We start from the raw sequence: 12,633 nt of genomic DNA, 5'->3' as shown, positions 1-12,633 counted from the left end.
GGTGGGCGGTGGGTCACCGGCGGACGGACGGGCCGAAGCCGCCGGTGGACCCGTGTCCAGTCTCCCCCCGGGCGCTCCCCGGAAGCGAATCGGCCTCCGAGAAGTCGGCGTGGAGGTACTCCTGGACGACGAGCTGGGCGATGCGGTCCCCGACCCGGACGGTGAACGCCTCGTGCGGGTCGAGGTTGACGAGGTTGACGAGCAGCTCACCGCGGTAGCCGGAGTCGACGGTGCCGGGGGCGTTGACGATGCTCACGCCGTGCCGGGCGGCCAGGCCCGAGCGCGGGTGCACGAGGCCGACGGTCCCCGGCGGCAGGGCCAGGGCGATACCGGTCGGGACGAGCGCGCGCTCCCCCGGCGCCAGCGTCACCTCGGCGACGCTCGTGAGGTCGGCGCCCGCGTCGCCGTCGGTGCTGTAGCGCGGGAGGACGGCGTCCTCGTGCAGCCGCCGGACGGCGACGGGGACGCGGGTCGGTTCCCCCACGGTGGTGCGTCCCCTCAGGCGGCGCAGTCGCGGCAGACGAGCACGCCGGCCTTGTCGCTCGCGAGCTGGCTGCGGTGGTGCACGAGGAAGCACTGCGAGCAGGTGAACTCGTCCGCCTGGCGCGGGAGGACCCGCACCGAGAGCTCCTCACCGGAGAGGTCGGCTCCGGGCAGCTCGAAGCCCTCGGCCTGCTCGGTCTCGTCGACGTCGACGCTCGAGGACCGCTTGTCGACGCGCCGGTTCTTCAGCTCCTCGATGGAGTCCTCGGAGAGCTCGTCGTCGGTCTTGCGCGGTGCGTCGTAGTCCGTCGCCATTGTTGGTGTTCCACCCTTCGTCGTGCCGGTCGGCCGGGCCGGCCGACCGTGCCGGTCGACCCACATCGTCGGCCGGCCCTGACAACGCACGGGGCGTCGGCTTTGTGCCCGGTCGGCAGCCGTGCGCGCCAGATTGTGCACCATCGCGTGCCCGTGCCGCCACGCGGGTCCACCGGACGACCCTGCCGGGCCGGTTCCGCACCGCTCCCGACGGGCGTCAGCGGGGCTCGCCGACCGACCCGACGTGGCGGGCCGCGAGCTCGCGGACGAGGGCGGACAGCTCGACCGCGAGGCCGGGCGCCGCCGCCCAGGTGAGGTCGCGGGTGGGGACCTCGTCGGCCGGCCCGCCGACGACGGCGCCGGCCTCGGTGGCGACGAGCTCACCGGCCGCGCGGTCCCACGGGTTGAGGCCGGTCTCGTAGTAGCCGTCGAGGCGGCCGGAGGCGACGGCGCACAGGTCGAGGGCCGCGCTGCCGTGCCGCCGGATGTCGCGCACCCGGGGCAGGAGGTCGACGAGGAGGCGGGCCTGGCGGCGACGCACGTCCGCGGCGTAGCCGAAGCCGGTGCCGACGAGCGCGAGGGCGAGGTCGGTCGTCGGGCGCGGTCGCAGCGCGCGGGTGCCGGCGGCGGTGGTCAGGGACGCGCCGCCGCCGAGGTGCGCGTGGTAGAGCTCGCCGCGCTCGGGGTCGAGGACCGCGCCCGCGACGGGCGACCAGTGGCCCGGCACGGTGGGGTCGCCGACGACGGCGGCCACCGACACGGCGTAGGCGGGCACCCCGTAGAGGTAGTTCGTCGTGCCGTCGATCGGGTCGACGACCCACGTCACACCGCTCGTGCCCTCGCGGCCGCCCTCCTCCTCGCCGAGGACGGCGTCGTCCGACCGCAGCGCGGCGAGCCGGTCCAGGAGCAGCTCCTGGCTGCGCTGGTCCATCTCGGTGACGACGTCGGTGCGGGTCGACTTGGCGGTGACGCCGAGGTCGTCCGGCCGCTCGTCGCGCACCAGCCGGCCGGCCGCGCGGGCCACCGTGCACGCGACCGCCTCGAGGGCCGCGGGGTCGGTGCCCTCGGGGAGCTCCGGCGGCATCAGTCGCTCCCGCAGAGCGCCGGCCGCGCGACCCGCAGGTTGGGGCAACACCCCGGGGCGCACACCGAGGGGCGCACGTCGCCGGGCAGCCAGGACTCGGGCACGACGACCTCGCCGCGGGCCTCGGCGGCCCGCTCGAGCAGCAGGTCGACGAGCCCCTCGACGAAGACGTCGTCGCCGTGCGGCGTCGGGACGCGGACGAACGGGACGCCCACCCGGGCCGCCGTCTCGGCGGCCTCGGTGTCGAGGTCGTGGACGACCTCCATGTGGTCGGACACGAAACCGATCGGCACGACGACGACCGGCGCGGCCGGGTCCTCGGCGGCGAGCTCCTCGATCCGGTCGTTCACGTCCGGCTCGAGCCACGGCTGGCTCGGCGGCCCGGAGCGCGAGCAGAAGACGAGCTCGCCGCGCACCGTCGTGCCGAGCTCGGCGCCGACGACCTCGTCGAGCCGGCGGCCGAGCCGCAGGTGCTGGTCGGTGTAGAGGTTGCCCTCGCCGTCCCCCGGCCCGGAGGTGTCGTCCATGGCGAGCGGCACCGAGTGGGTCACGTAGAGGACGCGCGCGGCCCCCGGGTCCGGCAGCCCGCGCAGCGACGCGACCATCGCCCGAGCCCATGCCCGCCCGAGGCCCGGGTGGGTGACGTACTGGCGCACCTTGTCGATGACGAGACCGTCGCCGGCCGGGCCGACCTGCTCGAGCGCCGCGGCGAGGTCCTCGCGGTACTGACGGCACGAGGAGTAGCACGAGTACGCGCTGGTGAAGAGGGCCAGCACCCGGGACGCACCGAGGTCGAGGGCCTCGTGCAGCGCGTCCGCGAAGAACGGCTCGGAGTTGCGGTTGCCCCACACGAGCGGCAGCTCGAGGCCACGGCGGTCGAGCTCGGCCCGCAGCCGGGTGAGCAGGTCGCGGTTGAGGTCGTTGATCGGGCTGCGCCCGCCGCGCGCGTAGTAGTGCTCGCCGACGGCGACGAGCCGCTCGTCCGGGATGTTCCGTCCGGCCGTGACCCGCCGGAGGAACGGCATCACCTCGTCCTCGGCCTCGGGGCCCCCGAAGGACCCGAGGAGGACGACGTCGTAGGGCGCGAGGTCGGCGGGCGCGTCGGGCATGGCACGAGGCTATCCGGGCAATCGGGCCACGCCCGGCGTGGGCTCCACCATCCGGGCCCGCCGAGGTGGCATCGTCGGCGTGACGACCAGCGACCCGGGAGACCGACATGCAGGACCTTCGCCTGATCGGCGTCCACGAGGACGGTCAGCACCTCCTGCTCGCGGACGCCGACGGGGGCCGGTTCCGGCTCGCCCTCGACGAGCCCCTGCGAGCCGCGGCCCGCCGCGACCGACCGCGGCTCGGCCAGCTCCAGATCGAGATGGAGGGGGGCATGCGCCCGCGCGAGGTGCAGGCCCTCATCCGCCGGGGCCTGTCGGCCGAGGAGGTCGCCGAGCGCTCCGGCTGGCCGGTCGAGAAGGTCCACCGGTTCGAGGGCCCGATCCTCGCCGAGCGCGAGCACGTCGCCGGCCTGGCGCGGCGCTGTGCCGTCGGCGTCCGCGGCCCGTCACCGGTCTCCCTCGAGGACCGCGTCTCCGAGCGGCTGCGCGACCGCGGCGTCGAGCGTGACGACGTCGAGTGGGACTCCAGCCGCGACGAGGACGGCGTCTGGCAGCTGACGATGACCTTCGCGGCCGGCGGGCGCCGGCGCACCGCGACGTGGCACTACGAGCCGCTCGGCGGGTCGGTCCTCCCGACCAACGACGAGGCCCGCTGGCTGAGCGAGGACGCCACCTCCGGCCTCATCCCGGCACCGCACCGGGCGCCCACACCCGGCGACCTCGACGTCTACGACGTCGACGCCGACGGCGGCATCGAGCGCGCGACGAGCACCCCCCGGGCCGCGCACGAGCCGATCGACCTCATGGCGGCGATGCGCGAGCACAGTGCGCGGGGCCGACGCTCGCGGCGCCGCTCCTCCCCGACGCACACCCCCGGCGACGACGAGTCGCGCCCGGACGCCCTCCCCATCGAGGAGCTCGCCCTCGACCTCGCCTCCGCTCCCCCGCCCCCGGCCGCCCGGGCCCGCAAGCCGGTCGGCGAGCACCTCGAACGGCCCACCCGCTCGTCGGCCGTCGTCGGGGGGTGGCCGGAGGACGACGAGCCGCAGCGGCCGGAGACCGATGCCGCCGAGCGCCCGGGCGAGGACGAGCCCGACCGCAGCCGTCCCGCGGGCGCGTCGTCGTCGCGCAAGGGTCGCCCGAGTGTCCCCAGCTGGGACGACATCGTCTTCGGCACCAAGGGCTCCGGCCCGGCCTGAGTCCTCCCGGGTCCGGCGCGGGCGGTCAGCCGCGCGGCGGCACGGGGCAGGCGTCGAGGTCGAAGGGCAGGGTGTCCGGCGTCGGCGACGCGGCCCGCGCGGCGTGGCTGTTCATCCGCCGCATGTGGTGGCGGCGGCAGAGCACCTCGTACTCGACGAGACCGGCGCTCGCCGCGGCGGTGTCGCCGACCACCACCTGCTCGCCCTCGACGACCATGACGCCGTCGACGACCCGGGCGTTGTGCGTGGCCCGCCGGCCGCACCAGCAGAGGGCCTCGACCTGGAGCACCTCGACCCGGTCGGCGAGCTCGATGAGCCGGCGCGACCCGGGGAACAGCTCGGTCCGGAAGTCGGCGGTGATGCCGAACGCCGTCACCTCGATGCCGAGCTCGTCGACGAGCCGGGCCAGCTGCTCGACCTGGGTCGGGGTGTAGAACTGCGCCTCGTCGCAGATGACGTAGTCGACCCGTGCGCCGGCCGTCAGGCACTCGACGACGACGTCCCAGAAGTCGAGGTCGTCGTGCACCTCGACGGCCGTCGTCTCGAGGCCGAGCCGTGAGGAGAGCACCGACTCCCCGGCGCGGTCGAGCTTGGTGAAGATCAGCCCCCGGCGGTCACGGGCGCGCTGGTTGTGGTCGATCTGCAGCGCGAGCGTCGACTTGCCGCAGTCCATCGTGCCCGAGAAGAAGACCAGGTCCGCCACGGGCGCCCACCCTAGGCGACGGAGGCGGGGACGTGGACCACCGGCACGTCCAGCTCCTCGCCGGTGAGGCCGCCGTGCATCCCGACGAGGGCGAGGAACTGAGGTCGCATCCGGGCCGAGTCGACGAGGCAGAAGTCGCCCTGGGCGACGACGACGAGGTCGCCGATGCGCTCGAGGTTGCCGGGCGAGACCGGCCCGAACCAGCCGTCGGCGACGGCGTCGGCCCGGGTCCGGACGACCGCGCGGTCGCCGAGCCGCGCGCTCCACGCGGCGGCGACGTCGGGCGCGGCACCGGGCCGGCAGTAGACGTGGGTCGCGCGGGGCTCCCCGCCGAGGTGGCGCACCCCCTCGAGCATCCCCGGGTCCTCGGCCACGTCGAGCCTGGACTCGTGCGGACAGGCCACCATGCCGTGGTCGGCGGTGACGGTGAGCGAGGTGTCCGGCGGGAGACCGGCCGCGAGCCGGGCCAGTTCGCGGTCGACGGCCTCGAGCTCGGTGGTCCACTCGAAGGACTCCGGGCCGTGCACGTGGCCGAGCTTGTCCACCTCGCCCCAGTAGAGGTAGACGAGCGAGCGCGGGTGCGCGCGCAGCGCCGTCAGGGCCGCGTCGACGCGGTCGGCGAGGGAGTCGGCCGCCGCGAACCGGCCCCCGCGCAGGGCGGCCCGGGTCAGGCCCGAGCCGTCGAAGAACGCCGGGCCGATGCGCGTCACCGCGACGCCGTCCGCGGCCGCGCGCTCGAACCACGTCGGGAGCGCCTGCCAGCGCTCCGGGACCGGGCCGTCCTCCCAGGACAGCTCGTTGAAGACGCGGTCCTGCTCCGGCACGAGCACCTCGTAGCCGAGCATCCCGTGCGCGCCGGGTGGCGTCCCGGTGCCGAAGGTGGCCAGCGAGGTGGCCGTGGTCGAGGGGAACCCGGCCGGCACCCGGCGGGTCGAGCCGGCGAGCGAACGCAGCCACGGGGCGTGCCCGAGCCGGCGACCGAGCTGGTCGGCGCCGAGGCCGTCGACGAGGACGACGACCGCCCGCCGGGCCGGCGGCAGGGCGAGGCGGGCGGGCCACGCCCGCTCCCCCGTCGCCGACGGCACCCCGAGCGAGGCACAGACGCCGGGCAGCACGTCGGCGAGGCTCGCGCCGGCGTAGTCGGGCGCGGCGGGCAGCGGCACTCAGCCCTGCCCGATGGCGGCGGACAGGTCGCGGGCGAAGGCGAGCGCCCGGGCGAGCTTGTCGTCGCCGTCGGCGGCGGCCGAGATGCGCAGCGCGATGTCGTCGCCGGTGATGGTGCCCTCGTAGCCGTGGTCGGCCTCGCAGTCGGGGTCGCTGCACGACGCGGGGACGAGGTCGACGCGGGCCACCGTGCCCCAGCCGAGGGTGAGGGTGACCTCACGGCCGAGCGAGCCCGGCACGTAGGACTCGGGGTTCTCGACGACGTGGGTGAGCATGACGCCCTTGACCGCCGAGAGCGGGATGGCCTCGGTCGTCGCGGTGGCGACCTCCTGCGGCGCCGGCGGCTCGTCCGCGTGGTCGTCGGCGTGCGCGATGAGCAGGCGCGAGGGGGTGAGGGCGAGGACGGTGATGTGCCGGCGGACGACGTCGCGGTCGAAGGTCGTCTCGAGGTGGACGAGGTGGTTGTCGAGCCGCTCCTCGCCGAGCGCCGCCGCCACGACGTCCGCGACGAGGGCCGGGTAGTAGCCGGCGGACTCGATGGCGGAGGTGAGGTCCGCCGGGAGGACGGGGGCGTCGTGGGCGCTGGTCATGGCCCCATTGTGCCGCGCCCCGGCGCGGGGCCCGCGCGCGCCGCCGGCTCAGGTGAGCGAACGGCGTCCCGGGTCGATCCGCCGCGGGGCGGGCGCGAGCGTGATCTCGGCCCCCAGCACCTCGACGCCCCCCGGGTGCGCGTTGACCGGGTTGAGCACGAGCGAGGCGACCTCCGGCATGTCGTCGGCGAGCACGGAGACCCGGGCGATGAGGTCGGCGAGCGCGGCCCGGTGGACCGGCGTCTGCCCGCGGTAGCCGTGGAGCACGGGCGCCGCCTTGACCGACGAGATGAGCTCGGAGACCGTGACGTCGGTGAGGGGCGGGATGCGGTGGGCCACGTCGTCGAGCAGCTCGGTCGGCAGGCCGGCGACGGAGAACCCGATGACCGGCCCGAACAGCGGGTCCTCGTCGGAGGTGACGACGCACGCCACCCCGGGGCTGGCCATCCGCTGGACGACGAAGCGGTCGGCCTGCAGCGGTGCCAGCCGCTCGCTCAGCGAGTGCCAGGCGGCCCGCAGCTCCGCCTCGCTGCCGAGGTCGACCCGTACGCCGCCGCTGCCGCCCTGGTGGCGCACCATCGGGGCGACCGACTTGAGGACGACGGGGTAGCCGACGCGGCCGGCGGCCTCCACGGCGTCCTCGACCGTCTCCACCTCGTGCTGCCCCCACAGGTCGATGCCGTACGCCGAGAGCAGCGCGGTCGACTCGTCGTGGGTGAGCCGGCGGCCGTTCGGGCTGACCGAGAGGACCGTCTCGACGACGTCCTCGGCGACGCGGCGGTTGATGCCGACCGGCGCGACGGGCGTGCCCTGGTCGCGGGAGCGCCACTGGCCGTAGCGGGTCGCGGCGGCGAGGGCGCGCACGGCGTCCTCGGGCATCGCGTAGACCGGGATGGCCCGGACCTCGCCACCGGTGCCGGTGACCGAGCCGCGGTCGTCGACACCGCGCAGCCCGAGGAAGGTCGCCACGCACGGCTTGTCGGACCCCGCGGCGGCGTCGCGGACGGCGGCGGCGACGTCGGCGTCACCGGTCGCGAGCGGTGGGATGAAGCACGAGACGACGGAGTCCACGCCCGGGTCGGCGAACGCCCGCTCGAGCGCCGCGCGGAAGTCCTCGGCCGAGGCCTCGCTGGGCAGGCACACCGGGCCGTGCGCCACGGTGAGGCCCCAGCTCGAGCAGGCGTCCCCGGTCAGCGCGCCGAGGGCGGCCGAGTTGCCGACGATGGCCACCCGGTCCCCCGCCGGCAGCGGCTGGTGGACGACGAGCTGGGCCACGTCGAAGAGCTGGTGGACGTTCTCGACGCGGATCACGCCGGCCTGGTTGAGCATCGCCCGGAAGACCTCCGGGCGCGCCTTGGTCTCGCGCACGGCGTGCCCCGGCGGCACCCCGAAGCGCGAGACCCCGGACTTGACGACGATGACCGGCTTGACGATCGCGAGCTTGCGGGCGATCCGGGAGAACTTGCGCGGGTTGCCCATCGACTCGAGGTAGAGCCCGACGGCCTCGGTGGACGCGTCGTCGATCCAGTACTGCATGAAGTCGTTGCCGGAGACGTCGGCCCGGTTGCCGGCGGAGCCGAACGTGGAGATGCCGAGGTTGCGCCGGGCGGCCGAGGCGAGGACCGCGATGCCGAGGGCGCCGGACTGCGCGAAGAGGCCGAGGTGGCCGGGCGGGGGCAGGGTGGGGGCGAGCGTCGCGTTGAGGCGCACCTCCGGGTCGTTGTTGATGATCCCGAAGGAGTTGGGCCCGATGACCCGCATCCCGGCGCCGCGGGCGCGGCGGACCAGCTCGGCCTGGCGGGCCGCCCCCTCGGGACCGTCCTCGGCGAACCCGGCCGAGACGACGAGGAGGCCCTTGACGCCCACCTCGGCGCACTCGTCGACGACGTCGAGGACCGCCTCGGCCGGCACCGCGACGATCGCGAGGTCGACCGGGCCCGGGACGTCGGTGACCCGTGGGTAGCAGGTGAGGCGGCGCAGCCGCTTCGAGCGCGGGTTGACCGGGACCACCCGCCCGGCGAACCCGGACTCCAGGAGCCGGTCGAGGAGCTGGCCGCCGACGGTGTCCTTGCGCCGGCTGGCGCCGATGACGGCGATCGTCCCGGGAGTGAGGACCGAGCGCAGGCTCTGCGCCTCGGCGCGGTGCTCGCGGCTCATCTCGACCGCCCGGGAGCGGTCGGTCGGCTCGATGTCGAACCCGACCTCGACGACGCCGTCCTCGACCCGGCGGGTCACCTCGTACCCGGCGTCGGAGAAGACGGCGAGCATCTTGCGGTTCTGCGGCAGCACCTCGGCGGTGAACCGGCTGATGCCGAGGTCGCGGGCGACGGCGGCCAGGTGCTCGAGGAGCACCGACCCGATGCCCTTGCCCTGGTAGTGGTCGCTGATGTTGAAGGCGACCTCGGCGCTGCGGGCGTCGAGCCGGTCGAAGCGGCCCACCCCGATGATCTCCTCGCGCATCGTCACCACGAGGGCGACCCGGTCGACGTAGTCGACGTGGGTGAACCGGTGGACGTCGGCGTCGGAGAGGCGTCGCAGCGGGGCGAAGAAGCGCAGGTAGATCGACTCGTCGGACTGCGCGTCGTGGAAGCGGCGCAGGGCGTCGCCGTCGTCGGGCCGGATCGGGCGCAGGCTGGCCACCGTGCCGTCGCGGAGCACGACGTCGGCCTCCCACGCGGTCGGGTAGCCGGGGGGGAGCGTCGCCTCCACCATGGCCCCCATCCTGCCATCCGCGACCGGGTGCCGGGTGCCGGGTGGGGCGGCGGGCAGACTGTCGGCGTGGAGCTACGTGAGGCCGTGCGCCGGCGGCGGATGGTGCGCCGGTTCGACCCGTCCCGGCCGGTCGCGCCCGGGCTCGTCGACTCCCTCCTCGCCCTCGCGGTGCGGGCACCGAGCGCGGGCTTCAGCCAGGGCTGGGACTTCGTCGTCCTCGACGACCCCGCCGACCGCGGGCTGTTCTGGGAGGCCGCGACCGAGACCGGCCGCCGTGACGCCTGGCTGCAGGGGGTCTCCGCCGCACCGGTGCTCGTCGTCTGCCTGTCCGACCCCGAGGCCTACCTCGAGCGCTACGCGCTGCCCGACAAGGGCTGGACCGACCGCTCGCTCGACCGGTGGCCGATCCCTTACTGGGACACCGACGTGGCCATGGCGGCGATGATCCTCCTGCTCGGGGCCGAGGACGCCGGGATCGGGGGCCTCTTCTTCGGGGTGCCGGCCGGTCGGCACGACGCGGTGCGGGAGGCCCTGGGGGTCCCCGACGGCCGGCGGGTCGTCGGTGTCGTCGCCCTGGGCCACGAGGCGCGGCGCACCTCCGGCTCGGCCCGCACCCGGCGCCGCCGCCCCCTCGCCGAGGTCGTCCACCACGGCCGGTTCGGAGTGTCGTCGTGGAGCCGGTCCGGGCGTTTGTGAGGATGGTGCCGAGCCCTGCCGGGCCCCCGGCCCGGTGACCGACCAGACGAGGAACCGCACCACCCCATGGCCAAGCGCACGAGCACCCCGCCGCCCGAGGACGCCCTCGGCCGCATCGTCGACATCGACGTCGAGGAGGAGATGCGCAGCGCGTTCCTCGAGTACTCCTACAGCGTCATCTACAGCCGGGCCCTCCCGGACGCGCGCGACGGCCTCAAGCCGGTGCAGCGCCGCATCCTCTACGGGATGTCCGAGCTGGGCCTGCGCCCGGACCGCCCGCACGTGAAGTCCAGCCGCGTCGTCGGCGAGGTGATGGGCAAGTACCACCCGCACGGCGACCAGGCGATCTACGACGCGCTCGTCCGGCTCGCCCAGCCGTTCACGATGCGCCTCCCGCTCGTCGACGGCCACGGCAACTTCGGCTCCCTCGACGACGGCCCGGCCGCCTCCCGGTACACCGAGGCCCGGATGGCCCCGGCCGCGCTCCTCATGGTGACCGGCCTCGACGAGGACACCGTCGACTACGTCCCCAACTACGACGACTCGCTCGAGCAGCCCGGCGTGCTGCCGGCGGCGTTCCCCAACCTGCTCGTCAACGGCACGAGCGGCATCGCGGTCGGCATGGCGACGAACATGGCGCCGCACAACCTCGTCGAGGTCATCGGCGCGGCCCGCCACCTCATCGACCACCCGGACTGCTCGCTCGACGACCTCATGCGGTTCGTCCCCGGCCCGGACCTGCCCGGCGGCGGGCGCATCGTCGGGCTCGAGGGCATCCGCGACGCCTACCTCACCGGCCGCGGCAAGTTCCTCACCCGGGCCACCGCCCGCGTCGAGAAGCTGACCCCGCGCCGGATGGGCATCGTCGTCACCGAGCTGCCCTACCTCATCGGCCCGGAGAAGGTCATCGAGCGGGTCAAGGTGCTCGTGCAGTCCAAGAAGCTGCAGGGCATCTCCGACGTCAAGGACCTCACCGACCGCAAGAACGGCCTGCGCCTCGTCTTCGAGGTCAAGAACGGGTTCAACCCCGAGGCCGTCCTCGAGCAGCTGTACAAGCACACCCCGATGGAGGACTCCTTCGGCATCAACAACGTCGCGCTCGTCGACGGCCAGCCGCAGACCCTCGGCCTCAAGGACCTGCTGCGGGTCTACGTCGACTTCCGCATCGAGGTCGTTCGCCGGCGCACCGAGTACCGGCTCGGGAAGCGCCGCGACCGCCTCCACCTCGTCGAGGGGCTGCTCGTCGCCATCCTCGACATCGACGAGGTCATCCAGCTGATCCGCGCGAGCGACGACGCCGCGGCGGCCAAGGAGCGCCTCGTCTCCGTCTTCGACCTCAGCGACGTCCAGGCCGAGTACATCCTCGAGCTCCAGCTGCGCCGCCTCACGAAGTTCTCCCGCATCGAGCTCGAGGCCGAGCGCGACGAGCTGCAACGTCTCATCGAGCAGCTCGAGGCGATCCTCGCCGACGAGAAGCTGCTGCGCCGCACCGTCTCCGGCGAGCTCGCCGACGTCGCCAAGGCCCACGGCACCCCGCGCCGCACGGTGCTCCTCGAGTCCGCCGGCACCCCGGCCACCCAGACCACGCCGCTCGAGGTCAGCGACGACCCGTGCTGGGTGCTGCTCTCCTCGACCGGGCTGCTCGCCCGCACCTCGGGCGCCGACCCGGTGCCGAGCGACGGGCCGCGGGCCAAGCACGACGCGATCGTCGGGGCGGTCCGCACCACGGCGCGCGGCGAGTTCGGCCTGCTCACCTCGCGCGGCCGGATGATCCGGATGTCCGCGCTCGAGCTGCCCGCGCTGCCGCCGCTCGGCGGGGCCCCGAGCCTGTCCGGCGGGGCGCCGCTCGCCGTCTTCGTCGACCTGCCGCGCGGCGAGGAGCCGCTGACCATCGCCTCCCTCGACCCCAGCGGGCCCGGGCTTGCCCTCGGCACCGCGCAGGGCGTCGTCAAGCGGGTCGTGCCGGAGTACCCGAGGAGCACCGACTGGGAGGTCGTCGCACTCAAGGACGGCGACACCGTCGTCGGGGCCGTCGAGCTGCGCACCGCCGACGAGGACCTCGTGTTCGTCACCAGCGACGCACAGCTCCTCCGGTTCCCCGCCGCGTCGGTCCGCCCGCAGGGGCGCGGCGCCGGCGGCATGGCGGGGATCCGCCTCTCCCCCAAGGCATCCGTCGTCTTCTTCGGCGCCGTCGACCCCTCCGCCGAGAACGTCGTCGTCACCTCGGCCGGCTCCGCCGACGCCCTCCCCGGCACGCAGGCCGGCTCGCTCAAGGTCGCGCCGTACACCGAGTACCCCGCCAAGGGGCGCGGCACGGGCGGGGTGCGCGCGCACCGGTTCCTCCGCGGTGAGGACGCCCTCGTCCTCGCCTGGGTGGGCGCCACCCCGGCCCGGGCGTCCGGCGCGGGCGGCGTCGCCCTCGAGCTGCCCGCCGCGACCGGCCGGCGCGACGGCTCGGGCGTGGCCCACGGCGCGGTCGTCGCGGGCATCGGCGCGCCGGTGCGCTGACCCCGCGCCGTCCGACGGCCCGGTGACGGGCGCGTTACGGAATCGTTACCGCCCACGCTCCACAGGGCGT

Annotated in this window: 11 protein-coding genes; 3 read left to right on the top strand and 8 right to left on the bottom strand. The window is 75.1% G+C overall.

Going from position 1 to position 12,633, the window contains the following annotated elements; translation table 11 throughout:
* Positions 1-13: 13 nt before the first annotated feature.
* The 4 genes from dut to PKA89_RS08870 all read right to left on the bottom strand — a co-directional run bounded on the left by dut (position 14) and on the right by PKA89_RS08870 (position 2,991).
* The gene (gene dut, locus PKA89_RS08885) at positions 14-484 is read right to left on the bottom strand and encodes a dUTP diphosphatase (RefSeq protein ID WP_324418674.1); all 471 of its coding nucleotides are present in this window, start codon (positions 482-484) and stop codon (positions 14-16) included.
* A gap of 14 nt (positions 485-498) precedes the next feature.
* Positions 499-798 (bottom strand): DUF4193 domain-containing protein, encoded by a 300-nt coding sequence (locus tag PKA89_RS08880; protein WP_324418672.1) that lies wholly within the window; start codon positions 796-798, stop codon positions 499-501.
* Positions 799-1,015: 217 nt separating this feature from the next.
* On the bottom strand, positions 1,016-1,882 hold the full coding sequence (locus PKA89_RS08875) for an inositol monophosphatase family protein (RefSeq protein ID WP_324418670.1): 867 nt from the start codon (positions 1,880-1,882) through the stop codon (positions 1,016-1,018).
* Complete coding sequence (locus PKA89_RS08870) at positions 1,882-2,991, bottom strand: ferrochelatase (RefSeq protein WP_324418668.1); 1,110 nt, start codon at positions 2,989-2,991, stop codon at positions 1,882-1,884. Before PKA89_RS08870 ends, PKA89_RS08875 begins: the two co-directional genes overlap by 1 nt.
* 107 nt (positions 2,992-3,098) lie before the next feature.
* Here PKA89_RS08870 and sepH point away from each other — a divergent pair, with 107 nt between their 5' ends.
* Positions 3,099-4,190: a septation protein SepH gene (gene sepH / locus PKA89_RS08865; RefSeq protein ID WP_324418666.1), complete on the top strand. Its 1,092-nt coding sequence runs from the start codon at positions 3,099-3,101 to the stop codon at positions 4,188-4,190.
* A gap of 25 nt (positions 4,191-4,215) precedes the next feature.
* On the opposite strand, the gene PKA89_RS08860 is transcribed toward sepH, so the two are convergent.
* Genes PKA89_RS08860 through PKA89_RS08845 form a run of 4 tightly spaced genes read right to left on the bottom strand, consistent with a single transcriptional unit; the run spans position 4,216 to position 9,359 of the window.
* Positions 4,216-4,893, bottom strand: coding sequence for a thymidine kinase (locus PKA89_RS08860; RefSeq protein ID WP_324418664.1), 678 nt, complete (start codon positions 4,891-4,893; stop codon positions 4,216-4,218).
* 11 nt (positions 4,894-4,904) lie between these two features.
* Positions 4,905-6,056: an alkaline phosphatase family protein gene (locus PKA89_RS08855; protein ID WP_324418662.1), complete on the bottom strand. Its 1,152-nt coding sequence runs from the start codon at positions 6,054-6,056 to the stop codon at positions 4,905-4,907.
* On the bottom strand, positions 6,057-6,647 hold the full coding sequence (locus PKA89_RS08850) for a DUF5998 family protein (RefSeq protein WP_324418660.1): 591 nt from the start codon (positions 6,645-6,647) through the stop codon (positions 6,057-6,059).
* A gap of 48 nt (positions 6,648-6,695) precedes the next feature.
* Entirely contained in the window at positions 6,696-9,359 is a 2,664-nt protein-coding gene (locus tag PKA89_RS08845) for a GNAT family N-acetyltransferase (protein WP_324418658.1), read from the bottom strand.
* Positions 9,360-9,425: 66 nt separating this feature from the next.
* On the opposite strand from PKA89_RS08845, the gene PKA89_RS08840 reads away from it, so the two are divergent.
* Positions 9,426-10,055 (top strand): nitroreductase family protein, encoded by a 630-nt coding sequence (locus PKA89_RS08840; protein ID WP_324418656.1) that lies wholly within the window; start codon positions 9,426-9,428, stop codon positions 10,053-10,055.
* A gap of 66 nt (positions 10,056-10,121) precedes the next feature.
* Positions 10,122-12,563, top strand: coding sequence for a DNA topoisomerase IV subunit A (locus tag PKA89_RS08835; protein WP_324418654.1), 2,442 nt, complete (start codon positions 10,122-10,124; stop codon positions 12,561-12,563).
* The last annotated feature ends 70 nt before the right edge of the window (positions 12,564-12,633 follow it).

It is taken from the genome of Phycicoccus sp. (assembly GCF_035325325.1).
In the GTDB taxonomy this organism is placed as follows: domain Bacteria; phylum Actinomycetota; class Actinomycetes; order Actinomycetales; family Dermatophilaceae; genus Phycicoccus.
Note: the sequence above shows the minus strand (reverse complement) of the source record. Positions and strands in the feature narration are given on the sequence as shown.